Here is a 26,225-nt window from a genome sequence, read left to right on the forward strand (position 1 = left end):
TCCCAGGTCTATTGTATGAAAATTGTATAAATATGTAAAATCGTTATTTTCTATTTGTTGCTATTCATATATAGATAAAAACAATCACATTAAATAAGTTATTTAATATAATTTTTAGTAAAAAAATAAAAAAGGACTTAAATAAGTCCTTTTTTATTTTTTTTAATTTTAACTAGCTCTACTTTCTTTGTTAGCTTCTTTTTTAAAGCTTAATTTAGGAAACTCTACTACTAAAGAGATACTTGCAAATATTAATAGAAGTATTGGATAATATAAAAATTTAATAACTCCTATAGATGAAACTCCAGCAATTCCTACAGCCGTTAATATTTGAGCTCCATAAGGAATCATACCTTGCCAGCATGATGAAAATAAATCTAATATACTTGCAAGTTTTCTTGGATCAAGACCATACTTTTTCCCAATGTCCTTAGCTAATGGTCCTGCTGTTATTATAGTTATAGTGTTATTTGCTGTACATAAATCTATTATACTAGCAATTAAAGCTATTCCAAACTTAGCTCCAGTTGGGCTTTTTATTTTGCTTGTTACAAAATTTAATATGAAATCTATACCACCATTGTGTTTTATTAGTCCTATTACCCCACCTACTATTACTACTAATATACATAACTCTTGCATTCCAGCCATACCTTGAGATACAGCATCTATAAATTGCCACATATCTAAAGTTCCTGTAAAAATACCTATAGCTCCTGCAAATACAACCCCTCCTGCAAGAAGTACGAAAACATTCGCTCCAGCTAGAGCTCCAACTAATACTGCAACATATGGAACAACTTTTATAACTTCATAATGTCCAGCTTCAGCTGAAGCTGCTGTCCCGGCTGTCATTACAGCTATTATTATAAAACTTAGTAATGCTGCTGGAAGTATAACAAAGAAGTTCATTTTAACCTTATCTTTCATCTGACAGCCTTGTGTACTTGCCGCTGCTATAGTTGTATCTGATATCATCGATAAACTATCTCCAACCATAGATCCACCAACTATTATTGCTACTAGTAACTCTAATTGTATTCCAGTTTTTTGCGATACTCCTATAGCAATAGGTGTTAGTGCAGACACCGTCCCAACAGATGTTCCCATTGATGTAGATATAAAACATACCATTAAAAATAAACCTGGTACTAATAAATTTGGTGGTAAAATCGCTAAGCTTAAGTTAACTGTAGAGTCTACCCCTCCCATGGCTTTAGCTACACTGCCAAAAGCTCCTGCTAATAAAAATATAACAATCATTATTAGAATATTGCTATCACCTGCATTCTTTAAAAAAACGTCCATTTTATTATCTAAAGATTCTTTAGGATTAATTATAAATGCAACTACAGCTGCAATTACAAATGCTGTCAATGCTGGCATTTTATAAAAGTCTCCAGTTAAAATCCCACTACCTAAAAATAATATTAAAAATACACCTATAGGAAGTAATGCTATTGCACTTCCCTTTTTTTGATTCAGACTATTATCGTCTATATTTTCCATAATTTTTTCCTCCCTTTACATTATGAATAAGCTTCTTAACCCAACATCTATTGTATGAAAATTGTATAAATATGTAAAATTGCAAATATCTATGTACTAATTTGTAAATATAGAGAAAATCAATTATGTTAAATTTTAAACACTTTTTCCAGCAATTATAATTTCATTAAGTGTAAAAAAAAAGCAAGTGAATATTAACATTTATTCACTTGCTTTTTTATTTAATTTGTATATTTTTTATTCTAAGAATGAGCTTTAAACATTTTAACATATTTCACTTTGCTTAGAGAATATGAAAGCGGAATAGCTATTACCATACTTACTATTCCTTGTATTAAGTTAGCAGGTATAGAAGCTGCTGAAATTATAGCACTACCTTTTAATACTATTCCTGCTATAAAATATCCTATTACCATTGTTAAAGTTCCTATTCCTGTTGAAAGTACACTTTTTATAATTGTGTTATGATTTTTCATTATAATACCAACTAAATATCCTTCTAATCCTTTTATGATAAGAGTAAATATTGCCCAATGAGCATATCCACTTAATATGTCCGCAAAAGCAGAACCGATTCCTCCCGCTATCATACCTGTTATAGGTCCAAATAATATTGATGAAATGAAAATAACACTATCTCCAATATTAATATATCCATCAGTTCCTGGCATTGGTATTTGTATTGTCATAGTAGCAATACAAACTAAAGCTATCATCAGACCCTTAAGCACTGTTTTCCTTGTATCCTCATGCATATTATATACCTCCACGATCAATTTCTTATGCTTTTATTATAAAGAAACGTATTCAAACATACAATAATTATTGTACCCATACAATTTTTTTTTTGATTGTATGGATACAATGATTATCATATACATATATACTTTTACCCTAGATTTTTCATAATTAAATTTTAATTTACTTAAACGTAAAAAGAATAGCCTAATTTGGCTATTCTTTTTTATTATTTATATGCTTTAAAGTTTTTTAATCTTAATGCATTACTAACTACAGATACTGAACTTAAACTCATAGCAGCTGCTGCTATCATAGGGTTTAATAAAGGTCCTCCAAATAAATATAAAATTCCTGCTGCGACAGGTATCCCTATTGTATTATATCCAAATGCCCAGAATAAATTTTGCTTAATGTTTTTGATTGTTTCTTTACTTAATTTGATAGCTGTAGGGACATCCATAAGATCACTTTTCATTAATACAATGTTTGCAGATTCAATTGCAACATCAGTTCCACTTCCTATAGCAATACCTATATCAGCCTTAGCTAATGCAGGAGCGTCATTAATTCCATCACCTACCATTGCTACAAAATTACCTTTTTCTTGGAGTTTTTTAACTTCATTTGCTTTATCTTCTGGCAATACTTCAGCTAAAACAATATCTATACCAACTTCATTTGCTATTGCATTTGCTGTTTTTTTATTATCTCCAGTAACCATAGCAACTTGAATTCCCATTTCATGTAATCTTTTCACTGCTTTTTTACTGTTTTCTTTAACTATATCAGCAACAGCTATTATACCTGCTAGTTTATTATCAATAGATATATACATTGGAGTTTTACCTTCACTTGCTAATTTATCCGAAATTGTCTCTAACTCGCTTGTACTTATATCTTTATCATCCATAAGTTTCTTATTTCCTAAGAATATATTCTTTTTATCTATTGTTACTTCTATACCATGACCTGTTATAGAGTTAAAATTAGTTACATTTAAAATTTCTAATTTTTCTTCCTCGCCTTTTTTTACTATAGCCTCTCCAAGTGGATGTTCTGACCCTTTTTCTGCACTTGCTGCAAATTGAAGAAGTTCTTTTTCACTAACTATATTAGTAGTTACAATATCCGTTACAACAGGTTTTCCTTCTGTTATAGTTCCTGTTTTATCAAATATTATAGTATTTATTTTATGTGCAGACTCTAGTGCTTCTCCACCTTTTATTAATATACCATTTTCTGCCCCTTTACCTGTTCCAACCATTATAGCTGTCGGTGTTGCAAGTCCTAATGCACATGGGCAAGCTATAACTAATATAGATATAAAAATAGTTAAAGAAAATACTAAATCTTTTCCACCTACAAAGAACCAAAGTAATGCACTTATTGTAGCTATTGCTAGAACTGTTGGCACAAAATAACCAGATACAGTATCAGCTAATTTTGCTATAGGCGCTTTGCTTCCTTGTGCATCTTCAACTAATTTTATAATCTGAGCAAGAGCAGTATCACTTCCTACTTTTTCTGCTTTAAATTTTATATTACCATTTTTATTTATACTAGCTCCAGTTACCTTATCTCCAACTTTTTTCTCAACAGGCATACTTTCTCCTGTAAGCATAGATTCATCTACTAAAGTATGTCCTTCAATTACTATCCCATCTACAGGTATCTTACTTCCTGGTTTTACTACTATAATATCATCTTCTTCAACTTCATCAATTGGTATTTCTAACTCCTGTGAATTTTTTATTATTATAGCAGTCTTTGGCTGTAATCCCATAAGAGTTTTTATAGCTTCTGAAGTTTTTCCTTTGGATCTAGTTTCTAGATATTTCCCAAGTAATATTAGTGCTATTATTATACCAGCACTTTCGTAATATAATTGATGATCATGTCCAACTACATGCCCAATTTTTCCTGTAGCAATTTGTATAGTCGTATACATGCTATATATAAGAGCTGAAGCTGTACCTATTGCAACTAAAGAATCCATGTTTGGACTTTTAGTTATTAATGCTTTAGTTCCATTTATATAAAATTTGTATCCTGCTCCGATTATAGGTATTACTAATAATAATTGAACTAATGCATAGTTTAGTGAATTATGCATAGGGTTTATAACCTCTGGTATAGGTAATGGACCAAATGGTTTAGGCATCATCGGTCCCATAGCTATATATAATAATGGAATTGCAAATATCATTGATACTATAAGCTTATTTTTAAGAACCTTTATTTCTTTTTCTTTTCTTATTTTATCTTCATCTATATTATTGTCTTTAATTTTTTCTACAACTTTATAACCTGCTTTTTCTATAGCACCCTTAATTTGTGATAACTTTACTTTCGATCCATCATACTGTATTGTTGCTTTATCTGTTGCTATATTTACATTTACAGATTTAATACCATCTAGTTTTTTTATACCTCTTTCAACTGCTTTTGCACAAGATTGGCATGTCATCCCTTCTATTTTTATATCAATTTGCTTAGCTTCATCTACAACTTTATAGCCTGCTTTTTCTATTGCACCCTTAATTTGCGATAATTTAACTTTTGATCCATCATAAGTTATTGTTGCTTTATCTGTTGCTATATTTACATTTGCAGTTTCTATTCCATCTAATTTTTTTACACTTCTTTCAACTGCCTTTGCACAAGATTGACATGTCATTCCCTTTATTTTTATGTCAATTTTTTCAAAAATTTCTGTGTTTTTCACCTCTTCTTTTATACCATACCCTGCTTTTTCTATTGCATCCTTTAAATCCGTGAATTTAACTTTATTCGGATCATACTCTATGTCCAGTTTTTCTGTTGCTATGTTTACATTCTGATTTTCTACCCCATCTAATTTTTTAACTGCTTTCTCAACAGCTTTTGCACAAGCTGCTCAAGTCATCCCAGTTATTTTATAAGTACTTTTATTTGTATTTATACTCATTGGTTTTCACCATCCTTAAATTTAATAGTTTATAATAACATTATATACCCCCTATGGGTATTTTGAAACACTTTTTTCATAAAATTTAATTTTATATATTTTTAACTAAAATTTATAAGTAATTAGTATTTTTTATCAACTATTATTTTCTATAAACGCAAAAAAGCTGATAACCTAATAGATACCAGCATTTTTATTTCATTAATATTTCGATTTGTCCAAGCGACTTTTCTTTTCCATCCATACCAACCCTAGTCATTATATATATTTCGTGAAAATCACCTATAGTTTCAATATTATTATCTTTTATATATTTCATAATTACATCATAATATTTGCCTGAATCTTTATATGCATCATCAAAATACATAGTTAAGTATTTACCTTTGGGTATTTTTATTATTTTTTCATCTATAAAATTTTTATTCTCACCCAAGTTTATCATTACATTTTTATAAACTACATTCTGATTAAATTTCATGTCACTATACGAAGTTGTAAACGCAATTTCAGCATTTACATTTTCATAATCTTTTTCTACTTCTAATAATACTTTTCTCAAAATAATTTCAAATTCATCAGTATATCTATCTTTGCAATGATATGTTTTAAAAGTTCTTTCTTCATTCTCTTTAATAAATACAGTGTTAAGCCCTTTATCTAGTGAAATTTTTATCTTATTTTCAAGAGATTCAATTTTGTTTTTGATATTATCTAATTCTTTTAACTTTTCATAAATTATTTGTTTTTGATTTCCAAGTATATTAAAAATTGATTCTAAAGATGTGTAGTTATGTGTTACTTCCTTTATTTCTTCTAGTGGCATCCCCATAGCTTTACATTGTTTTATTAAATCTATAGTACTAAAATCTTTCATAGAATAATACCTATATCCTGTAGTTTCATTTATGTATGAAGGTTTTAATAATTCAACTTTTTCATAATGCCTAAGAGTCTGAACCGATATATTGTTTAGTTTAGCCATTTGACCAATAGATAAATATTTTCCCATTCAATCACCTCTGATATATTTTAGCATAATGCTACACTAAATCCATCTAATCTGTTAAATTTGTATTTTCTAATAACTTTACAAGTTCATTTTTGATTATTTTAGTTGATATAAAAAATACTTCTATTATGTCCTCATGTTTAGTGTATGCAACTCTAAACTTATTATTTTTTCTATTTTATTATTTTCAAAAAAAACTTATTACTTCTCGGAAATTCTGCTCGTTGAATTTGTTTTAAAGCTTTTTCTAGTTTTTTACTATCTAAATTATAAAATTGCTTATACTCAAATCCATCTTGAATCACATTAAATATATTTTGGTCAATCTTTTCAATCGTTACTTTTCTGTCCTTTTTAAAAGTGAGTAATTCAATTTTATTTCCTACATCAATTTTTTTTAAATTTTCAAATGCATATTTTCTAAAATTTTTTATATCTATCAATTTAATTTAATCCTCCATATAATTTTAATTATATAATGGTTTTACCCTTTTTTTGAAAAAATAAAAACTGAACCCTTTAATTAGAGTCCAGTTTTTTATTTATATATTAGATGCATCGCCTAAAATTATATCTTGACTTTGCTCTGATTCATTTATTACTTTCGCAGTATATTTTCTTACATTGGCCATTATATACATAACTATAAATGTTATAGATTCTGAAACTAATACACTTGACCATATTCCATTTAACCCAAATAACTTTGGTAATACAATTAAACAGATAGGTAAAAATATAATTGATCTAAATACACAAATTAAGTTTGAAAATTTAGGTATTTCAATAGCTTGATAATAAACTAATGTATTTAAGTTTATACTTCCTATTATATACGCTAAACATGCTATCTTTATACCATGATACCCAAGTTTTGCTATGTTTGGATCAGTTGTAAATATACCAACAATGCTTCTTCCAAATACATAGCATATCAATGCCGCTCCTATACTAACAACTAATGAACACTTACAATTTATCTCATAGAATTTTAACATTTTTTTAGAATCTCTTCTTCCAAAATTATAACTTATAAGAGGTTGTGCCCCAAATGTTAATCCTAGTAAAACCATATAAATGTTTGTAGTTATATAGTTTATTATACTATATGTTGATATACCTATTTCTCCCATAAAGTTTGACAGTGCTATATTGTGTAAGAATACAATGATTGAAAAACTTGCTTGTCCAAAAAATGATGGGAATCCAATATTTAAAACTTCTTTTATTGTATCTTTATTTAAAGATGTATTTCCAAAGCTTAAATACCCTCTTTTCTTTAAGAAATGAGGAAGAAGTATAGCTACTGTTACTATTTGTCCTAACCCCGTAGCTATTGCAGCTCCCTTGATTCCCATGCCTAAAGGAAATATAAATACATAATCTAATATTACATTAGTTATAGCTCCTGCAATAGTTGAAACCATCGCAAGCTTTGGTCTATTATCATTTCTTACAAAACTATTTAATACTATACCAACTAAGTTAGGCGTGCAAAAAATAGCATAATATTTAAGGTACTCAACGGCTAAAGGTTCTAATTTATCCGTTGCTCCTAACATCCTTACAATTGGACCTGTAAATACGATACAAACTATACTTGTTACTATACTTATAATTAATAATAGCTTAAATACTTGTCTAAATATATCAACTGCTTTATCTATATCTTCAGCACCTACATTCTTAGATACTAAAGCCCCTCCTCCAACTGCTAGCATACTTGCAATACCAAATAAAACTACAGTAAATGGAAGAACTATGTTTACAGCTGCTAATGCAGAGTCTCCAACACCTTGGCCAACAAAGATTCCATCTATAACGGTATATAATGACGATATAAACATTGCCAATGATGATGGGACTGCATATCTTAAAAATTCACTAACCATAATTTCCCTCCTATTATTTTTCCTAAAACACATTATAAAGTCTATACTAGGTATAGAGTCAATATAATTCAACAAATATTTTAATTCTTCTAATAAAATAAAAAATTCACACCTTCTAGTGTGAATTTTATTTATTATAAATTCTATCTATTTTTATCATCTTTTAATGTAGCTAAAGTATATAAAGAGTATAATCCAGCTACCCCTACTAATGTAAATATACTTCTACTTATCATTGAATATGTTCCTCCAAATAAGTATCCTACAAGATCAAGTTCAAATAGTCCTATAGAACCCCAGTTTAAAGCTCCTATAATAACTAATACTAATGAGATTTGTTTTAATAACATATTTATGCACTCCTTTAATTTTTTCTTTTAGTTATTATTTCCAGTATTCTTTCAATTATTCTTTTTTTCTAATTTTTAAATTTTTATCGTAAGAAAACATTCTCCATTAATTTATGATAGTATTATTATATAGCTATTTAGGAGGTGTTTTTTATGTTTATAAGAAATGAAACTTTAGTAGACAAAGCTAAAACTTCTAAAAAACTACCCAATTTTCTTTGGGCAATAATTTTAGCTTTATTATTTCTAAATATAGGTTCAATTTTAGGGTCTATAGTTATTATTCCCTTAATTTCGTTAATAAGTGGTATTCCTTTATTTTCATCTAACCCTGATTTTTTAATGCTATTAGCATCATTACTAAGCTTTATTGGTATATCTTTACTAGTATTTTTTAGAGTTTCAAAAATAGAGAAAAGAAGTATTAGATCAATTGGTTTTTCTAAATACAATTGGTTTAGAAAATATTCGATAGGATTTTTAATAGGACTAATTTTAATGAGTTTAGTCGTACTTGTTCTATATTTATTTGGATTTGTATCTTTAGAACAATCTCCTTCTCAGCCTATAGGTAAATTTGCTTTATTAAACATCTTTATTGTTTTAATAGGTTGGATAATTCAAGGGGGAACAGAGGAAATTTTAACTCGAGGGTGGCTTATGAATATTTTAGGTGCACGCTACAATATAAACATTGGTTTATTTATTTCATCTGTTCTTTTCGGACTGCTTCACCTATTTAATCCAAATGTTAATATAGTAGCCATTTTAAATATAATACTGGTTGGGTATTTGTTTGGTCTATATATCATAAAAACAAACGACCTTTGGGGTGCTTGTGGTATGCATAGTGCGTGGAATTTTGCTCAAGGCAATTTATTTGGATTTGAAGTTAGTGGATTAAATGTTTCTGTTGGAAGCTTATTTGATTTTAACTTAAATGGAAACAACCTTATATCTGGTGGAGTTTTTGGACCTGAAGCTGGTCTTGCATCTACCATTATATTAATAATAGGGATAGCTTTTATTCTTTTACTTGATAGAAAAGGCTTCTTTAATAAATATTGTTAATAATTATCTTAATCTAACTAATACTATTTATAACTGTATTTTCTTCAATTTAGGAGGATTTTTATGCTAGAAGAGTTTATGACTAAGTACATTCCTATTTTAGTAAGCATATTTGAGTTTATGGGCGTTGTAGTTATATCTATAGGAGCATTTACAGCTTTTTATTACTATATTAGAAAAGTTTTATTTAAAATAGATGTTAGCGTAAAACATCAATTTGCTACAGCTATGGCCACAGGTCTTGAATTTAAATTGGCAGCTGAGATTTTAAAAACAGTTTTAGTGAAAAACCTAGATGAACTTGTTATTTTAGGTGCTGTATTTTTACTTAGAGTGCTTATGACTGTTGTTATAGAATGGGAAATTAAACAAGATAATAATGAAAACAACAGAAAAATTTAAATAAAAAAAGTAAGTAGTTTAAATAAATTTATTTAAACTACTTACTTTTTTATCTTACGCCATAGCTTTATTTAATTTTTATATATTGATTTAAGTTATATTGATCATACTTTTTATTATTATAGCTTATTGAGTGTTTAGGACAGTTGTGTATACACCTCATACAAGCCATACAATCATTTCCAAATTTAATATTTTTATTTTTATCATATCTTATATTCGCTTTAGGGCAATTTTTTACACATTTCCCACATTTTATACAGCTATTGTCGACTGAAAAACTTTTACCTATAATTTTTGCTATAAAATTAAATAACTTAGCAAAAAAATCTATTTTTAATATACTAGTAATTTCTGTATTTTCATTTTCATAATTATTAAACTTGATATTTTTTAATAACTCATCTAACTGCTCATTCGTTTGACTTAAAATTTGATTGATCTCATCATCTGTGTTTTGAGGATATTTGCCAAAATAAAAATTTCTAGGCATTACAAAAGTTTCTTTACTAACAATGTTATATCCCTTTTTTTTCAATTTATTTTCTAATGAGTCTACCCCATGAGCATTAACTATTCCTGCTGACGTACAGAAAACTATTGCATTAGAATTATTTTTAGGAACATTTTTAACTACCCATTTTAAAAGTTTTTCAGGTACATTTGATGCATAGTTTGGTCCTCCAATTATAAGTAAATCCACATCTTTATCTAATATAGGATTTTCATCAATACTATCAATTTTAACTATATGGTTTTCATTTTTTAGTTTTTCACCTAAGTAATCTGCTACATATTTTGTATTTCCTGTTCCTGAAAAATATAATATATTAATCTTCATATATGCCTCCTAATATTTAAGTCCTATTTGTTGAGTAAATTTTCTTTCATCTTTATTAATGTAGATAAAGTGCAATCTAAAGAAGATGAATCTAATCCAGATATCATTTCATTGTGAATTTCTCTCATGATTTTTTCTAAATATAAAAATTCTTCAAAAGCTTTATTTGTAAGTTCAATATTTTTTTTCCTCTGATCATCCTTACTTTGATTTATCACTATAAATCCACTTTCTTTTAATTTAGCTAAGTTTCTACTTGTATTAGCTTTATTTATACCCATAACTTTAGCTAAATCTTCTTGAGTGATTTCATCATAATTTTTTAGTTTAAATAAAGTCATTAGAGTTAATAATTGTCCTTGCCCTAAATTTCTTTCTTTTAAAGACTCATCCATTCTTGATTTTAGTTCTTTTGATATAAAATATATTAAATCACCAAGGGGTTCATATTTTTTCATTTCTACTCCTCCATATACTAATGTACTTATTTAAAAATTATTATAATATATATTCGTTGCGCACGCAACATTTTTATTAAAATTAATACTACAAAGCTTATTTTGTAGCATTAATTTTAATAAACTCATTTACTTTTTTTATTTTTACTATAATTATAAAAACTATTGGTGTATTGCTTTTCACTTTAAATTCTATCTCACCTAATACTTAACTTATAAATTAAGTAACCATTTTAAAAATAAAATTTCTTATTTCCATTTACCAGTCTCCAAGAATTTTTTCGCTCTATAATTAGCATTTTCTACTAATTTTTTATCGTAACCCATAAATTCTAATAACTTTATAGCATTTCTAGTTTGCGCTCTTCCTCTATGAATCTTATAATCAAATTTTATATCATTATCTGTTATAGTCTCTTCAAAATGGTAGTTTTCAAATATATCATCTAGCATATATGTAAGTTCTACGTCATGTGTAGCTGCAAAACATAGTGTATTCTCGTTTCCTATATTTTTCAAAACCTCACAAGAAGACGCTATTCTTTCAACTGTATTTGTACCTCTTAAAATTTCATCTACAAAACACAAGCATGGAATGTTATTCTGTACTTGATTTAATATTCTCTTAAGAGATTTAATTTCAACTATATAATAACTTTCACTACTGTGTATATCATCTTTTAATGCCATAGACGTATATATATTGAAATATGAGGTCTTATATTCTTTAGCAAAACAAGTATATATAGTTTGAGCCATTATAGCATTTATTGCTATAGTTTTTATAAATGTTGACTTTCCAGATGCATTAGACCCTGTGATTAATACTCCTTTTGAAAAATTACCATTATTTAAAACTGGTTCTTTTACAAGTGGATGATATATATCTTTAAACTCTATATTATTGTCTTCTCTTTTTTGTGAAATTTTCAAACAAGGTTTTGTATAAAAATCTAAACTCTCTCTAAATGAAGCTATAGCAATTAGTGAATCTATAGTTCCTACATACTCATATACATTTTTTAATTCTTTTTTATTTTTTATTATTGTGTTTTTAACTTTTTCATAAGTTATTATCTCTCTTAAAAATATTAAATTTGCATATTCTGCAAATACATCCATATCGCTCATTATGCTTTTTTCCTGAATTCCTAAACTTTTTCTTTTAATATTTTTTAGTTTCTTTAAACTTTCATCTATAGAATCAATGTTTTCATCTATTTCAAAGATATTTTTTTCTTTTATTTTATTTGCTGCGTTAACCAAACTTATCATATAACTAAGTCCATTTGTATCATAGTTTTCAACTTTATTTCTCTGACTTATAAATACATTTAATACAACACAACCTACAGTTACTATTAAAAACATTGGATGTATAAATAATAGCAGTAAACTAATTGCTGGTATCCATGATAATAATGTAAATTTTAATAGGTTACTTCTACTATTATCTTCTTTATTAAATAAACAATTTGTTATATAAAGTTCATTACTTTTTCCAAGTTTGCCTAAAATAAATTGTATATCATATCTTTCTTTTTCATTTTTCTTAAAAAATTCTATAACTTTATCACGTTTTGTTAGGACTGCCTGACTGTATACTGGAGTTCTTAACATATCATATAGAACTTCTTGTCCAGCTGTAGACTGTGTGTTATTTATTTTTTTAAAAACATCATCCATATTTAAATCATTCCAAGTTATATCATCAATTATGTTTTTTTCATTTTTATTTCTAAAGTAACTAGATACATTTTTCATTTTTATCATAACTTCATCCAAATTAATAGTTTTTCCATAGTTATTTATTATATTAAATTTTATATATTCTAGTCTTTTTCTATTTTCAACAATGGAAAAAACTATTCCAACTACTACGATAACTATTATACCTACTAATACTTTCCAAACTTCCCCCATTTAACTTCTCCTTTTTAATACTGATTTAATTATATTATATAGTAATATATAACTAAAAAATAGAGGATCTTGGGTTCATCTCAAGATTTTATAATAGTCTATCTAACCTTATAGAGAACTTTGTTCCTATATCTTTTTCACTATACAATTTTAATTTTCCATTATGAAGTTTTATAATTTTTTTAGTTATTGCTAGTCCTAACCCACTTCCTCCATCTGTTTTACGTGCTTTATCAGCTCTTACAAATTCATCAAATATATTTTCTATAACATCATCTGAAATTCCACATCCGTTATCAGATATAATTATATCTATATACTTGTCACCCTTCTTTAAATCAACAGTAATAGTTGTTCCAACTTCATTATATTTTATTGCATTTATAATTATATTTCCTAAGGCCCTCTCCAACGCCTTAGTATCTATAATAGAATATATACTTTCTTCTGGTATATTCACGTCAAGTAAAAATCCATTTTCTTCTATATCTATATAATACAAAGCTACTAATTCTCTTACAAATTCGCTTATATCATGTTTTTCTAAGTTTAACTTATAACCTGGACTATCTAGTTTTGAAAAAACAAACAATTCATCAACTAAATAATTAATTCTTTTAGCTTTATTGTATATATAATCTAAGTATATCTTTTTTTCCTCTTCATTTTTTACAACGCCTTGTGATATTGCCTTTGAATATCCTAGTATTGAAGTTATTGGCGTTTTTAAGTCATGAGAAATATCTCTTATAATTCTCTTTTTACTGTCTTCGGCAATACGTCTTTCTATTTCAGATTTTTCAAGTTTATCAACAGTGTTATTAAATGATTCTTTTATTCTATTAAATTCTCTATATGAATTGAACTTAACTCCTACATTTGAATATCCTTCACTCATTTTTTTTATTTCATTTTCTAAAATTTTAAGTGGCCTAGATATCTTCTTTATAGACAATATAGATAGCAAAATAAACATTAAAAATACTATAGCTATTGTTAGTACTAAACTAAAATATATGTAAGTCTTGGATTTTTTAGTTCCATACATTTCATGCAAAAGCTTATAGTCATAATCTGGTATCTTTACAATATATAACTTATTACCTTGCTTATATGCTCTTTCTTCATACTTATAGTTTGTATTTTTTTCATTTATAAAATCTTCAATTGAGTAAAATTCTTTTTTATCTTTTTTTACACCTGTTACATTTACCACTTTACCATTTTTAACTTCTTCTACCCATCCACCTTCATTTAATACTTTTTTAATATCTATATCGTTATAATTTTCTTTAAATAAATAGTTTATTTCCCTTTTCGTTACTTCTAAATTTTTACTATTTACTACATTTCTTATTTCAAACAAAATTAAGTAAAGAAATATTATTATTCCAATTATAAATATTAATGTAGCTAAAATAGAATTTACTACAAATATACTATATAAACTTTTACCTTTTCTCAAAATAATTTTCCTTTCATACTTTTTTAATTATTATTATAAAAATACTCTATATATAAATTACTATATATAGAGTATTTTACCAATGTTTTCAATTTTGATTATATTTTTTTAGTTAATATGTTTAATGTTTATCTAAAATATCATCTATTATTACTATTAATGTTAATATAAAAGCTTCATCTTCAAAATTTATATCTATAGTATATCCATCTGTAAGTTTAAATAAATCTTTTTTTATATCAGCAATTTCATTATCACCTTTATAAATTTTATATTTCCTATCGAATAAATTTCCATTTACTATTAATTCTCCATATTTACAATTTATAGTCATTTTATCTTTTATAAAAGTTAATTTTTTATTTAAAGTAGCTACTACTTCTGAATTTTCTATAACTTCATACTTAGGTAATAATGCTAGTTTTTGTTTTACATCATATAAAGTTTTATCCTCCTTCATCATTTTGAATTGTAGCCCTACAGACATTAATTTATTATCTACAAAGAATGCATCTTCTTCTTTATCATTTTTTATCCAAAAGTCTTCCTTCAATTTAAAAAGTTTAGATTTCATATAATATTTCATAGTTTTCCTCCCAATTTATAAATATTTATTTACTTTCAAATTTATATCCTATTCCTCTTATAGTCTTTATATATTTTGGTTCTTTACTAGTATCTTCAATTTTATCTCTTATTTTACTTATTTGAACCATTATAGCATTATCTTCTGCTATATAAACTTCATCCCACACAGATTCAAATAAATTTTTTTTTGTAAAAACTTTATTTGGATTTTTCATAAATAATTCAACTATTTTTAATTCTGTTGATGTAAGAGGTATTTCTTTATTATTTTTTGTTAGCTTGAAAGCTTCTAAATCTAATTTTAAATCTCCAACTTGTATTAACTTTTCTTCAATTTCAGGTGGATTTGAATATCCATACACCCTTCTTATTTGTGCGTTAACTCTAGCAACTAATTCTAAAGGATCAAATGGCTTTGTAACATAATCGTCTGCTCCCATATCTAAAGCTAATATTTTATCGTATCCTTCAACTTTTGCTGAAATAACTATTATTGGTATATTTAACTTGCTTCTTATGTTTTGAATTAATGAATATCCATTTAAATTCGGCATCATTATATCAACAATAGCTAAATTAATATCATTTTTATCTATAATGTTAATAGCCTCGATTCCATCATAGGCCTTAAATATTTTATAATCAGAACTTCTAAAGTAAAGTTCTATTAACTCTACTATTTCTTTTTCATCATCTACGATTAAGATATTATGCATTATAATCCTCCTTTAATATTACTAGAATTATCTATTTATATTTAAATTATCTTATTTCCTTATTTTTAAAAATGTAGCTTGAAACTACCATTCCTACTAACAAGTAAACTAAACTTATTATAATATTATTAACAATATGATTATTTATATCTGCTATATTTTTTAATATATAAGTTATGCTGTATGGATTCAACTTAGTAAAATATGAACATAGTATATCAAATCCAACTATTATAAAAATGCCAACTGATATTGTATGTCTTGAACTTTTTATTAAAAGTCCTGGTATAAATAAAATTGAAATCAATCCTACTATAGGTATTAATGTAACTAAATATTTATAAATTACATCGCTAATTAATCCTAACTCTGGGATTTGGGTCAATATTGAAGTTACTATAATACTCATTATGATTTGAATTACTATAGTAATCAACACATTTATGCATATAAATACTAACTTGCCTATTAAAACTTCCGTCCTACTTATAGGATTTATAAGATATATTTTCATTCCTCCATTAGAAAATTCTTCAGTTATTACTTTAGAAATTAAAATTATAATAAATGGAGGTATTATCTTTAATGTTGATTGAACAAACATTGACATTATTTGTGATTCACTTAAAACTTCAGTCCCTGATATTTTAGTAATTGCAAAATACGCAAGTGCTGTAGATGCTAGTATCAAAATATTTACCAACAGTAAAGCAATCTTTTTATTACTTATAAATTCATTTTTTATTATACTATTCATAATTAATTCCCTCCTGTAACTTCTATAAATATGTCTTCTAAAGAACTATTGCTTAATGATACTTCATATATTGGTATATTATTATTTACAAGTTCTTTTATTACTAAGGCTATGCTAGATTCATTAGCTTGAACAATTATTCCATTTTTTTCTACTTTTTCTACCTTTACGTAATTTTTATTATTTAAAATCCTTGATGCTTCTCCTATGCTTGTAGTTTTTATAAAAAATAGATCTTTTTTAGTAGTTATGCTTTCTATGTCTGATTCTAGAATTTGCTTCCCATTTTTTATAATTATAACTTTATTACAAATCATTTCTATTTCATGTAGAATATGTGAAGATATAATAATAGTTTTTTTATGTTTAGTTACTAATTCTTTTATTAACTGTCTCATTTCGATAACCCCTTTTGGATCTAATCCATTTGTAGGTTCATCTAATAGTATTATTTTAGGATTTTTTATAAGTGCCATAGCAATACCTAGCCTTTGTTTCATTCCTAAAGAGTAATTTTTAACTTTTTCATTGCCTCTACCTCTAAGTCCTACTATTTCCAATGCTTCATCAATTTCATAACTACAAGAGTATGTATCACTAAAGTTTTTTACTATTTTTAAATTTTCATATGCCGTTAATTCAAGATATATTGCCGGACTTTCTATTATAGCTGCTACATTTTTTATAGCCTCTTTAAATTTTTTGTCTATATCATATCCATCAATATAAACTTTTCCTCCATCTTTATTAATTAATTTCAATATCATCTTCATTGTAGTACTTTTACCAGCTCCATTTGGCCCTAGAAATCCAAATATATCACCTTGGTTTACAGTAAAGCTTAAATTATCTACAACTACCTTATTACCTCGTTTTTTAGTCAGGTTTTGAACTTTTAAAATTTCCTTCACACTTATCACCTCTTAATTTAATTTGATACTCTAATTTTAAAATTGTAACCTTTCTAAAACCTTTCTAGATTATTTAATATTTTTAATTTTTTTAATAAAAAAACTAGCTTTTCAGCTAGTTTTATTTATTGCTCGTAATATTTAAACATTGTAAGTTCTTTTTACTTTTAAGTTCATTCTTATATATATAACTAAATAATATAACTGCTATTAAATAAAATATAACCGTAAAATAATAAGGAATTGTATAAGATATAGTTTCCATTAAAAAGCCACCAATTGCAATTCCTATAGCTCTACTAATATTACTAGATAATGCTATTAAACTGCTCATATTAGTCCTTTCACTTTCATGCACAATTTCCATAGATAAATTTTGAATAAGCGGCATAGCCATATTCATAAGTCCGTTTCTCATAAAAAATGCAATAGTTATAATGAATATTCCTTGTGGAAAAGCAATTGATAGTAAAAATGGAATAGATAATAATTGGCAAATTATAACTGATTTTACCTTTCCAAACTTGTTCGACATAAAAGGTATAATCATGCCTCCTATTATACACCCAAATTGTGATATTGAAAGTATAGTTCCAACAATATTATCTCCTATATCCATAGAATATTTTAAGTATACACTAAAAAATGGTACAATTATTCCAGCCCCTATTCCTATTAGGAATTGATAAACCATGAAACTTACAATCTTTTTGTTTAATATAGATGCATATCCTTTTAAACATTCTTTTAAATTTCTATGTTTTTCATACTCAGGTTCCTTCATAAAAAATATAGGAATCAAAGCTAAAGTAGCTAATATAGAAGTTATTATAAATATATACTTTATAGATTCACTTGATGTAAAATAATTATCTAGATAAGATGACATAACTCCACCTAAAAAAGAAGCCCCCATCATACCAATATTAGACATTATAAAATTCGTACTAAAAACTGATACTCGTTCCTCTTCAGATGTATTTTCAAGTATATACATACCTTCTGCTGTAGTTTTTATACTCATCCCAAAACCATTTATAATTGCCATAATTAATATTAAGTTTGAATTATTGAAGAAAACTATAAAAATAGAACCTATTGCTATACATATAAATCCTAAATTGAAACTTTTTTTCCTCCCTATTCTTTCAATTAAGTACGCACTAAAGATAGATCCTATTGCTATAGAAAATGTATTAATTGAAAGCACACTCCCTACAAACTGTTCTTTATAACCAATTTCTTTTAGGTATATCCCCACAAACATATTAAAAATTCCCATAGCAAAAGAAGCTATAAGATTTATAGTAAGAAACAACTTTATATTCTTACTTAGTTTTATCTTACAACCATTTTTCATTATATCCCCTCTTCTCATAACCTTTTTGTCTTTTCAATATAAGTGTATTTCTTTTTTTAATTTTTTTCAATATTCTTTAAATAGTTTATTATAATAAAACGACTTGGTTTAATTATATAATTAAATCAAGCCGTTTTATTGTTTTAATCTCGTATTGCATCTTTTATTTTTTTATTTAAAACTTCCCTATACTTACCACTTTTATATTTGTATTCTTTAAACGAATCTACATTTCTACATATATCATTTATTACTTTTTTAGTTATATTGTTTATACTATCTAAATTTTCCTCATATAAAATTTCTATAGAGTCTATTTCTATTAAAGTGTCCACTACTTCCATGTATATATCCTTTAATACATGTTTACTATCACTTTCAAAAGCTAATTCTAATTTTGCTTGATATTTTATAGGAACTACTTTTTCTTTTATAAATAAAATAAAGTTTTCAAAATCTTTTTTATTATTAAGTGGCTCTACTTCAAATAGAATTCTAAAGAATAAATTCCATATAAACTCACAATTTAATTTAGATATAATAAAATTCCCTAGCCTTTCACAAAATTCATCCTCAAACTCAGGTAATTTCCCAAATCTAATTTTAGAATTAAAGTCTATATCTTTTTTAGAAATTTCATTTATTCTTTTAAGTCCTTTTATTGTAGTATCTTCACTTATATCCATTCCATCTTTTTCTTTATTAAACGAATAATTTATTATTGTCTCACAAGGTTTTTTAAAATCTATTATAAATCCTATGTCAGCTTCCATTTTGTCTGCAAATGTATCATATGCAATCTTTGCTAAAAACTTTTCCATAGATTTTCTTTTGCTATCTTTGTCTTTATTATTTCCACTGAAATTTTTATAAACAGATAGTAATTGATTATCTATAAGTGTTAAATTTGTCTTTATTGAAGCAAATACATCACTTAAAAACTTATCCATCATAACATATGCATTATTCTTGTAAATAACATTATGTTCTATTTCACTCCAAAAAATATTAACCATAGATTTTATCTGAATTTCAAAATTTATTTTATTATCTCCATATAAAAACAATCCATCGATTCTATATATTTCAAATCCATTTTTTTGTTTTCTTGGTTGGTCTTTGTCTAATCTAATTCTTATATTTTCATTTTCTTCATTATAGTAATATATATGATCTTCACTTATATTGAAATATGATTTTAAAAGCTTATATATATTTCTTTCTTCCTCTATGAACCTACACTCTAATCTTACTCCAATTAAATCTGATAGATTATGTATTAACATTTTAGGTGTTTTATATTTATTTAAATATTTGTTTCTTATAATTTTTTCTCTTAAGCTATATTCACTCTTTACTCTTGAATTGACATTTAAGTATTCTTGTTCGTTAATATTTAATATGCATTCAAAATATTTTACTAGTTCTTCTGATAACATGTTCAGCGTCGGTGTTATATCATTTAACAATTCTACAGCTTCATCAATGTATTCAAATTCTCTCAAACTCATAATAAGTTCTCCTTGGCGTCTTTTTTATATAACTAAATTTTACACAAAAACTCAAGTTTAAGCAAATAACGAAATTGTAATTTTATTTAAGTTATTACTTTTTATACGCTCTAATACCTTTTCTAAAGTAAAAAGTAACGGAGAAAAATATAGTCAATAACTCAGCAATAGGTATTGCTAACCATATACCATTTAAGCCTATGAACTTAGGCAATACAGTAATTGTCGCTACTACAAATACTAAAGATCTAAGAATAGATATTATAGCAGATACCTGTCCATTCCCTATAGCTGTAAAATAACCTGACATAAAAATATTTGTTCCTATTATTAAAAATCCATATGAAAATAATTTTATACCTGATGTAGCAATAGTATAAACCTCTAAGTCATTAGTAAATATAGATATTATATACTTACCTCCAATTATAGAAATTAAAAATATAACTATAGAACTCCATCCAATTGTTACAAAACTATGTTTTAAACTTTCTTTTATTTTTTCTTTATTTTTAGCTCCAAAGTTATAACTAATCATAGGTCCTATTCCAACTGCAATTCCAAAATATACCGCTATAAAGAAATAATATATATATATTATTATCGACATTGCAGCAACACCATTTTCTCCGCTAAAAGTTAATATACTTTTATTGAATAAAAATGTAGTTATACCTGTTGATAGCTCTGTAAACATTTCTGAACTACCATTATAACAAGAATTAAATAGTTCTTTAAAATTAGCTTTTGGTTTTGTAAATTCTAAATTCGAATTATTTCCTTTGAAATAAATTATTCCTATTATACCTGAAATAGTTATGGCAATATATGTTCCTAATCCAGCACCTAAAATTCCCATATCAAACACTACTATAAATAAAAAATCAAAAACTATGTTTAAAACTAATCCTAGTGAAGACATTAAAAGAGATACTTTAGGGCTACCATCTACTCTAGCATAGTATTCAAAGTATAACTTTAACATCATTGGAATAGTCATAAGTACAGTTACAATCCCATATGTTTTTGCGTATGGATATAATATATCAGTTGTTCCTAAGAATCTAAGTATAGGATCCAAAAATATTACTCCCAAAATAGTAAGTACTACTCCTATAGAAATTAAAACTACTGTTATAAATGAAAATAACTCATTAGCTCCTTGTATGTTTTTTTCCCCAAGCTTTATGCCAACTAAAGCTCCAGATCCCGTAGCTAGCATAACTGCAATACCAAATACTACACAAGTTATAGGTATTATAATGTTTATTGATGCCAGTGCATCTGAGTTTACATATCTCGATACGAAAAATCCATCTATAGTAGTATAAAATGATAGAAATATCATTGTTATGATGGATGGAAATACATATCTTAAAAACTCCTTGTAATTTTGTTTTTTCGTAAATACTTCTTCCATTTTTTCACCTCTATATTTTTTAAATAATTGATATTACTTGACATTATTAATTGTGAAGGATATAGTAACTATATTGTCAATGGAATTTTAAAATAAAATTTGAGGTGATATATTTGAATTTTACTGTAGGCGAATTAGCAAAGTTAAATGAAATGAACAAACAAACGCTAATCTATTATGATAATATAGATTTATTTAAACCTAAAGTTGTTGATGAAAGTAACGGATATAGATACTACACTTCTGATCAATTAGAAGTTTTAGATAGTATATTAGTTTTAAGAGAACTTGGAATTCCTATAAAAGAAATTAAAGATTTTTTAATTAAAAGAGATGATAACAAAGCATTAATTCTTCTAAAAGAACAAAAAATCAAGTTGCAATCTCAACTTAAAAATTTGAAAAAAAGTATAGCAAGGCTTGAGAATAAAATAGAAACAATAGAAAGCTTAAATGAATATGATGATACAGTTTACTTTCAAGAATTGCAATCTGAATTTATCATTACACAAAAAGTAGAAGAACCTTTTCAACTTTTACAAACTGATATAGCATTTAAAAAATTATTAACTATAGTTACTAAAAATAAATATCCATACAACTATCAAGTAGGTACAATAATATCGTTAGAAAATTTACTTAGCAAAAACTATACTACTGCGCATTCCGTATTCTTCCCCTTACATAATAAATTAAGTTCTCCAAATGTTTTAAAAAAAGCTGAGGGACTTTATGCTATAACTCTTCACAAAGGAGAATATAAAGACGTAGGAAAAACTTACGAAATACTAATAGATACTATAAATAAAAATGGTTATGAAATGACAGGACCTTCTTTTGAATATGGTATTTTAGATAGCTTAACATCTTATAGTTCAAAAGATTATATAACAAAAATATCTATACCAATAAAAAAGCTTTAGCAATTTTTTAAAATCGCTAAAGCTTTTTTATTTCCATTTTTCCAAAACCTCTAACATAAATTCCTTTATGTCTATATTGTAAACTTCTTTTAAATAATCTCCATTAAAAACTTCTCTTGAACTTCCATAACAAACTATCTCTCCATGATTTAATAAACAAACTGAATCACTAAAATAATGAACTAAGTTTAAATCATGTAAAACTCCAATAACAATTTTATTATTATCTTTTGCCCATTTGGATAAATGTTCTAACAACTCAATTTGGTATTTTAAGTCTAGATGATTAGTAGGTTCATCTAATAGTATAACGTCTGGATCTTGAGCAATTGTTCTTGCTAAAAATACTCTTTGTAACTGTCCACCACTTAATTCATTTATAGTTTTATCTTTTATCTCACTTAATCCTACCTTTTCAATACAATCTAATACTATTTTTTTATCTTCTTTACTTAAAGAATTAAATACTCCCGTTGAATGTGCATACCTACCAAGTGCTACAGTTTCATATATGGTATATGGAAAATATATTTGAGTTATCTGACTCATAAGTCCTACTTTTTTTGCTAGATTTTTCCTTGAAAAATTACAAACTTCCATACCATCAATAGTTATACTTCCTTTATATTTTATAATATTAGCTATAGATTTCAAAAGCGTACTTTTTCCACATCCATTTGGTCCTACTATGCAAAGATTTTTTCCTCTTTCAACTTTAAAATTAACATTTTTTATAACATCAACGTCTTCATAACCACAATAAAGATTTTTTACTTCTAACATGTCATCACTTCTTTCCTTTGCTAAAATACACATATGCAAAGAATGGTGCACCTATAATTGCTGTAATAGCTCCTACTGGAAGCTCTGCTGGGGATACAATTGTTCTGGCAATTAAATCTGTTATAACCATAAGTGATCCTCCAAATACAAAAGACATAGGTATTACATATTTATGTTTTGATCCAAATACCCTTCTTACCATATGTGGCGCTATTAAATCTACAAACCCGATTGTTCCACTTAATGCTACTGCACTTCCCGTTAAAATGGCTGAGTGTATAAATAAATGTTTTTTAACCCTATTTGTATCTACACCTACTGCCTTTGCCTGTTCTTCTCCAAATGTTAATATATCCATTTCTTTTGTGTATCTTAAAACTCCAATAACACCTATAATTAAAAATGGAATTAAAACTCTCACATATGACCATCCCTTCATAGAGAAGCTCCCCATTTGCCAAAGACTTATACTTTTTATGTCTTCACTAAAAAGTGCTGTAAGTGTTGTTAGTAATGCATTTACAAAAAGCGAAAAAACCATACCTGCTAGTATAATTGTATTATTAGCCATAGTTTTATCTATTTTAGAAGAAAAAACTATAACTCCATATACTGTTATCAATCCACATAAAAAACCTATTAATGGCAATGTCAATTGCCCGAGAAATGGTATAGATATTCCAAGAACTATAACTAATCCAGCTCCTAAAGATGCTCCTGACGATACCCCTAAAGTATAAGGAGATGCCAATTCATTTTTAAGTATTGACTGAACTACCGATCCACTAACTGCCAAACATCCTCCAACCATAAAAGCTAATAATACTCTTGGTAGTCTAAGTGACCATATGATAGATATATCTTTTGGATCTATCCCTTCTCTTAATGGTAAATTTATAACCTTATTTAAAATTATACTCATAGTATCTAATATATGAATATTGGAACTCCCTATGGAAGTTCCAATACTGATTATAAAAAATACTAGAGGTATAGATAAAATCGCTAAAGTTTTATTTTTGTTTTGCGTACGCATCTGGATTTATGTACTCTGCCATTTGTTTTAACGCTTTTACTACATTTTGAGATGGTCTTGATGATGAATTTGTATCAATTAAGTATACTTGCCCATTTTTCACTGCATTTACATTTTTCCAGCCTTCACGCCCTTTTATATCTTTTACTGCATCTTGAACGTAATTTACATTAGTTAATATTACATCTGGATTTTTTTCTATAACTGATTCCTCACTAGGTGATATCCAAGCTTTTTGGTCAACGAAGATATTTTCTCCACCTACTAACTCAATCATTTCATTTAAAAATGTTCCATTCCCAAAGCTATATAGATTTGGAGCTGGTCCAATTTCAAAATAAACTTTCTTTTTATCTTTTATTGTTTTTCCTATTTTAGCTATTTCATTAACTTGAGATTTCATATTATCAACAATTTTTTGTCCTTTTTCTTTTGTCCCAGTTATATCAGCTATAAACATTATATCATCGTATATACCTTGTATGCTATCACTACTTGGTATATATGCAACACTTATACCAGCCTCTTTAGCCACTTTAAATGGATCTTCACTATTTCCCGTTTTATTATGTCCTGATGCTATAATCATATCTGGCTCTAAAGATACTATAGCCTCAGCATCCGGATTTGCAAAATCTATTAATTTTATATCTTTAGGTAATCCAGGTATATCAGCTGAATATTTATCAACAGCTACTAATTTATCTGCAAGTCCTAATTCAACTAGCACTTCTGTATTAGATGGAGCTGTAGATATTATTCTTTCTAATTTTTTAGGAACTGTAAAATCATTTCCCTCTCTATCTTTTACTACTATTTCTTTTTTGCCGCATCCTACGACCGCCAGCATAACTACTAAAAAAGCAGTTATTAATGTTAAAATTCTTTTTTTCATTTTCATTCTCCTTACTTATAATTTCTACTTATAAATTCAGTTTCTTGTATTCCTTCATCTTTATTAAGCTTTATAGCTAGTACAAAAAAATACCCAGATAACAGATTTGCAAAATCAAACAATAACTCATCTACATCATTTCCATTTTCTTTATATCTATGTAATAACCTTACTAGTGCTTTGCACTTTGTTCTTATAATATGTGCATAGCTTCCACAAACCCCACCTTGAGGTAAAACAAATTTATCAAAAATACCTTTTATCTCATCTTGATAAGATAGTGTTCTAGATTCTAACCATTTTAACTCATCGTTTGTTACGCTTACAAATGTTCTAAGTGATGCATTCATGTGATATACAAGTTCATTTATCTCTCTTAATTCTTTTTTTAAATTTTCATCAACTATAAAAGCTCTTAGTAATCCTATTGTACTCGATATTTCATCTGTAAATATTTCATAGTCACATCTTAAATCATCTGATTTATCATATAAAAATGGATATGCTAAATATTTTGACATTTTTTCATTCCTTTCGTGTTGATTTTACATAACAATGATATAATTCTACTTTTTTTGTCTAATTCCTTTTATTGAAACTTATTTGGAAAATAAATAATTTTCAATAAATTAATTATAAAAACTTAAGTAAAACCTATTTTTATACAAGTTTATATCCATAGTTTTTCAATTTAAAAAGGCATACTCAGAGAGT

Annotated in this window: 25 protein-coding genes and 1 pseudogene; 3 read left to right on the forward strand and 23 right to left on the reverse strand. The window is 26.5% G+C overall.

Features of this window, described 5'->3' with window-relative positions; translation table 11 throughout:
- Nucleotides 1-168: 168 nt before the first annotated feature.
- The 8 genes and pseudogenes from ACN6I1_RS09045 to ACN6I1_RS09080 form a co-directional block, all read right to left on the reverse strand.
- Nucleotides 169-1,509 (reverse strand): Na+/H+ antiporter NhaC family protein, encoded by a 1,341-nt coding sequence (locus ACN6I1_RS09045; protein WP_419741687.1) that lies wholly within the window; start codon nucleotides 1,507-1,509, stop codon nucleotides 169-171.
- A gap of 242 nt (nucleotides 1,510-1,751) precedes the next feature.
- A complete protein-coding gene (locus tag ACN6I1_RS09050; RefSeq protein WP_419741688.1) occupies nucleotides 1,752-2,264 on the reverse strand; it encodes an ECF transporter S component in 513 nt (170 codons plus the stop codon).
- A 212-nt stretch (nucleotides 2,265-2,476) separates the two neighbouring features.
- The gene (locus ACN6I1_RS09055) at nucleotides 2,477-4,975 is read right to left on the reverse strand and encodes a heavy metal translocating P-type ATPase (protein ID WP_419741689.1); all 2,499 of its coding nucleotides are present in this window, start codon (nucleotides 4,973-4,975) and stop codon (nucleotides 2,477-2,479) included.
- Between the two features lie 21 nt (nucleotides 4,976-4,996).
- Nucleotides 4,997-5,134: pseudogene (locus tag ACN6I1_RS09060) on the reverse strand (cation transporter); the annotation flags it as partial.
- 256 nt (nucleotides 5,135-5,390) lie between these two features.
- Nucleotides 5,391-6,209 carry a MerR family transcriptional regulator gene (locus ACN6I1_RS09065; RefSeq protein ID WP_021431186.1) on the reverse strand — a complete coding sequence of 273 codons (819 nt, stop codon included), beginning with the start codon at nucleotides 6,207-6,209 and terminating at the stop codon, nucleotides 5,391-5,393.
- Nucleotides 6,210-6,382: 173 nt separating this feature from the next.
- Nucleotides 6,383-6,652, reverse strand: coding sequence for a hypothetical protein (locus ACN6I1_RS09070; protein WP_170075141.1), 270 nt, complete (start codon nucleotides 6,650-6,652; stop codon nucleotides 6,383-6,385).
- A gap of 99 nt (nucleotides 6,653-6,751) precedes the next feature.
- Nucleotides 6,752-8,101, reverse strand: coding sequence for an MATE family efflux transporter (locus tag ACN6I1_RS09075; RefSeq protein ID WP_419741690.1), 1,350 nt, complete (start codon nucleotides 8,099-8,101; stop codon nucleotides 6,752-6,754).
- A 143-nt stretch (nucleotides 8,102-8,244) separates the two neighbouring features.
- On the reverse strand, nucleotides 8,245-8,451 hold the full coding sequence (locus ACN6I1_RS09080; RefSeq protein ID WP_021431189.1) for a DUF378 domain-containing protein: 207 nt from the start codon (nucleotides 8,449-8,451) through the stop codon (nucleotides 8,245-8,247).
- Between the two features lie 153 nt (nucleotides 8,452-8,604).
- Between ACN6I1_RS09080 and ACN6I1_RS09085 the strand changes: the two genes are divergently transcribed.
- The gene (locus ACN6I1_RS09085; protein WP_419741691.1) at nucleotides 8,605-9,522 is read left to right on the forward strand and encodes a CPBP family intramembrane glutamic endopeptidase; all 918 of its coding nucleotides are present in this window, start codon (nucleotides 8,605-8,607) and stop codon (nucleotides 9,520-9,522) included.
- A gap of 63 nt (nucleotides 9,523-9,585) precedes the next feature.
- The gene (locus tag ACN6I1_RS09090) at nucleotides 9,586-9,924 is read left to right on the forward strand and encodes a DUF1622 domain-containing protein (protein WP_419741692.1); all 339 of its coding nucleotides are present in this window, start codon (nucleotides 9,586-9,588) and stop codon (nucleotides 9,922-9,924) included.
- A gap of 67 nt (nucleotides 9,925-9,991) precedes the next feature.
- Here the strand turns inward: ACN6I1_RS09090 and ACN6I1_RS09095 are convergent, their stop codons facing one another.
- The 11 genes from ACN6I1_RS09095 to ACN6I1_RS09145 form a co-directional block, all read right to left on the reverse strand.
- Nucleotides 9,992-10,765 (reverse strand): EFR1 family ferrodoxin, encoded by a 774-nt coding sequence (locus tag ACN6I1_RS09095; protein ID WP_419741693.1) that lies wholly within the window; start codon nucleotides 10,763-10,765, stop codon nucleotides 9,992-9,994.
- Between the two features lie 23 nt (nucleotides 10,766-10,788).
- On the reverse strand, nucleotides 10,789-11,223 hold the full coding sequence (locus ACN6I1_RS09100; protein WP_419741694.1) for a MarR family winged helix-turn-helix transcriptional regulator: 435 nt from the start codon (nucleotides 11,221-11,223) through the stop codon (nucleotides 10,789-10,791).
- A 249-nt stretch (nucleotides 11,224-11,472) separates the two neighbouring features.
- Nucleotides 11,473-13,146 carry a MutS-related protein gene (locus ACN6I1_RS09105; protein WP_419741695.1) on the reverse strand — a complete coding sequence of 558 codons (1,674 nt, stop codon included), beginning with the start codon at nucleotides 13,144-13,146 and terminating at the stop codon, nucleotides 11,473-11,475.
- 88 nt (nucleotides 13,147-13,234) lie between these two features.
- Nucleotides 13,235-14,611 carry an ATP-binding protein gene (locus ACN6I1_RS09110; protein ID WP_419741696.1) on the reverse strand — a complete coding sequence of 459 codons (1,377 nt, stop codon included), beginning with the start codon at nucleotides 14,609-14,611 and terminating at the stop codon, nucleotides 13,235-13,237.
- A gap of 121 nt (nucleotides 14,612-14,732) precedes the next feature.
- Nucleotides 14,733-15,197 carry an LURP-one-related/scramblase family protein gene (locus tag ACN6I1_RS09115; RefSeq protein WP_419741697.1) on the reverse strand — a complete coding sequence of 155 codons (465 nt, stop codon included), beginning with the start codon at nucleotides 15,195-15,197 and terminating at the stop codon, nucleotides 14,733-14,735.
- Between the two features lie 25 nt (nucleotides 15,198-15,222).
- Nucleotides 15,223-15,915, reverse strand: a complete 693-nt coding sequence (locus ACN6I1_RS09120; RefSeq protein WP_419741698.1) for a response regulator transcription factor — start codon at nucleotides 15,913-15,915, stop codon at nucleotides 15,223-15,225.
- 46 nt (nucleotides 15,916-15,961) lie between these two features.
- Nucleotides 15,962-16,672 carry an ABC transporter permease gene (locus tag ACN6I1_RS09125; RefSeq protein ID WP_419741699.1) on the reverse strand — a complete coding sequence of 237 codons (711 nt, stop codon included), beginning with the start codon at nucleotides 16,670-16,672 and terminating at the stop codon, nucleotides 15,962-15,964.
- A gap of 2 nt (nucleotides 16,673-16,674) precedes the next feature.
- Nucleotides 16,675-17,583, reverse strand: a complete 909-nt coding sequence (locus ACN6I1_RS09130; RefSeq protein WP_419741700.1) for an ATP-binding cassette domain-containing protein — start codon at nucleotides 17,581-17,583, stop codon at nucleotides 16,675-16,677.
- A gap of 121 nt (nucleotides 17,584-17,704) precedes the next feature.
- Nucleotides 17,705-18,943 carry an MFS transporter gene (locus ACN6I1_RS09135; RefSeq protein ID WP_419741701.1) on the reverse strand — a complete coding sequence of 413 codons (1,239 nt, stop codon included), beginning with the start codon at nucleotides 18,941-18,943 and terminating at the stop codon, nucleotides 17,705-17,707.
- A gap of 143 nt (nucleotides 18,944-19,086) precedes the next feature.
- Nucleotides 19,087-20,454 (reverse strand): GTP pyrophosphokinase, encoded by a 1,368-nt coding sequence (locus tag ACN6I1_RS09140; protein ID WP_035117502.1) that lies wholly within the window; start codon nucleotides 20,452-20,454, stop codon nucleotides 19,087-19,089.
- Between the two features lie 94 nt (nucleotides 20,455-20,548).
- Nucleotides 20,549-21,874, reverse strand: coding sequence for an MATE family efflux transporter (locus ACN6I1_RS09145; RefSeq protein WP_419741702.1), 1,326 nt, complete (start codon nucleotides 21,872-21,874; stop codon nucleotides 20,549-20,551).
- A 113-nt stretch (nucleotides 21,875-21,987) separates the two neighbouring features.
- On the opposite strand from ACN6I1_RS09145, the gene ACN6I1_RS09150 reads away from it, so the two are divergent.
- On the forward strand, nucleotides 21,988-22,797 hold the full coding sequence (locus ACN6I1_RS09150; RefSeq protein ID WP_419741703.1) for a MerR family transcriptional regulator: 810 nt from the start codon (nucleotides 21,988-21,990) through the stop codon (nucleotides 22,795-22,797).
- 27 nt (nucleotides 22,798-22,824) lie between these two features.
- Here the strand turns inward: ACN6I1_RS09150 and ACN6I1_RS09155 are convergent, their stop codons facing one another.
- Genes ACN6I1_RS09155 through ACN6I1_RS09170 form a run of 4 tightly spaced genes read right to left on the reverse strand, consistent with a single transcriptional unit; the run spans nucleotide 22,825 to nucleotide 26,032 of the window.
- Complete coding sequence (locus ACN6I1_RS09155) at nucleotides 22,825-23,580, reverse strand: ABC transporter ATP-binding protein (RefSeq protein ID WP_419741704.1); 756 nt, start codon at nucleotides 23,578-23,580, stop codon at nucleotides 22,825-22,827.
- A gap of 4 nt (nucleotides 23,581-23,584) precedes the next feature.
- The gene (locus ACN6I1_RS09160) at nucleotides 23,585-24,616 is read right to left on the reverse strand and encodes a FecCD family ABC transporter permease (RefSeq protein WP_038285294.1); all 1,032 of its coding nucleotides are present in this window, start codon (nucleotides 24,614-24,616) and stop codon (nucleotides 23,585-23,587) included.
- Complete coding sequence (locus tag ACN6I1_RS09165) at nucleotides 24,594-25,511, reverse strand: ABC transporter substrate-binding protein (RefSeq protein WP_332841799.1); 918 nt, start codon at nucleotides 25,509-25,511, stop codon at nucleotides 24,594-24,596. The genes ACN6I1_RS09160 and ACN6I1_RS09165 overlap by 23 nt, the downstream gene beginning before the upstream one ends.
- 11 nt (nucleotides 25,512-25,522) lie before the next feature.
- The gene (locus ACN6I1_RS09170; protein WP_419741705.1) at nucleotides 25,523-26,032 is read right to left on the reverse strand and encodes an ATP:cob(I)alamin adenosyltransferase; all 510 of its coding nucleotides are present in this window, start codon (nucleotides 26,030-26,032) and stop codon (nucleotides 25,523-25,525) included.
- Between the last annotated feature and the right edge of the window lie 193 nt (nucleotides 26,033-26,225).

This window comes from Paraclostridium dentum, assembly GCF_048568265.1.
Lineage (GTDB): Bacteria > Bacillota > Clostridia > Peptostreptococcales > Peptostreptococcaceae > Paraclostridium > Paraclostridium dentum.

Bases quoted from the DNA above. Each gene is read 5' to 3' on its own strand.
- ACN6I1_RS09155 (WP_419741704.1), bottom strand. From the start codon at position 23,580: ATGTTAGAAGTAAAAAATCTTTATTGTGGTTATGAAGACGTTGATGTT.
- ACN6I1_RS09090 (WP_419741692.1), top strand. From the start codon at position 9,586: ATGCTAGAAGAGTTTATGACTAAGTACATTCCTATTTTAGTAAGCATA.
- ACN6I1_RS09100 (WP_419741694.1), bottom strand. From the start codon at position 11,223: ATGAAAAAATATGAACCCCTTGGTGATTTAATATATTTTATATCAAAA.
- ACN6I1_RS09145 (WP_419741702.1), bottom strand. From the start codon at position 21,874: ATGGAAGAAGTATTTACGAAAAAACAAAATTACAAGGAGTTTTTAAGA.
- ACN6I1_RS09115 (WP_419741697.1), bottom strand. From the start codon at position 15,197: ATGAAATATTATATGAAATCTAAACTTTTTAAATTGAAGGAAGACTTT.
- ACN6I1_RS09170 (WP_419741705.1), bottom strand. From the start codon at position 26,032: ATGTCAAAATATTTAGCATATCCATTTTTATATGATAAATCAGATGAT.
- ACN6I1_RS09165 (WP_332841799.1), bottom strand. From the start codon at position 25,511: ATGAAAAAAAGAATTTTAACATTAATAACTGCTTTTTTAGTAGTTATG.
- ACN6I1_RS09095 (WP_419741693.1), bottom strand. From the start codon at position 10,765: ATGAAGATTAATATATTATATTTTTCAGGAACAGGAAATACAAAATAT.
- ACN6I1_RS09085 (WP_419741691.1), top strand. From the start codon at position 8,605: ATGTTTATAAGAAATGAAACTTTAGTAGACAAAGCTAAAACTTCTAAA.
- ACN6I1_RS09080 (WP_021431189.1), bottom strand. From the start codon at position 8,451: ATGTTATTAAAACAAATCTCATTAGTATTAGTTATTATAGGAGCTTTA.
- ACN6I1_RS09075 (WP_419741690.1), bottom strand. From the start codon at position 8,101: ATGGTTAGTGAATTTTTAAGATATGCAGTCCCATCATCATTGGCAATG.
- ACN6I1_RS09140 (WP_035117502.1), bottom strand. From the start codon at position 20,454: ATGAGTTTGAGAGAATTTGAATACATTGATGAAGCTGTAGAATTGTTA.
- ACN6I1_RS09065 (WP_021431186.1), bottom strand. From the start codon at position 6,209: ATGGGAAAATATTTATCTATTGGTCAAATGGCTAAACTAAACAATATA.
- ACN6I1_RS09105 (WP_419741695.1), bottom strand. From the start codon at position 13,146: ATGGGGGAAGTTTGGAAAGTATTAGTAGGTATAATAGTTATCGTAGTA.
- ACN6I1_RS09125 (WP_419741699.1), bottom strand. From the start codon at position 16,672: ATGAATAGTATAATAAAAAATGAATTTATAAGTAATAAAAAGATTGCT.
- ACN6I1_RS09160 (WP_038285294.1), bottom strand. From the start codon at position 24,616: ATGCGTACGCAAAACAAAAATAAAACTTTAGCGATTTTATCTATACCT.
- ACN6I1_RS09135 (WP_419741701.1), bottom strand. From the start codon at position 18,943: ATGAAAAATGGTTGTAAGATAAAACTAAGTAAGAATATAAAGTTGTTT.
- ACN6I1_RS09050 (WP_419741688.1), bottom strand. From the start codon at position 2,264: ATGCATGAGGATACAAGGAAAACAGTGCTTAAGGGTCTGATGATAGCT.
- ACN6I1_RS09120 (WP_419741698.1), bottom strand. From the start codon at position 15,915: ATGCATAATATCTTAATCGTAGATGATGAAAAAGAAATAGTAGAGTTA.
- ACN6I1_RS09045 (WP_419741687.1), bottom strand. From the start codon at position 1,509: ATGGAAAATATAGACGATAATAGTCTGAATCAAAAAAAGGGAAGTGCA.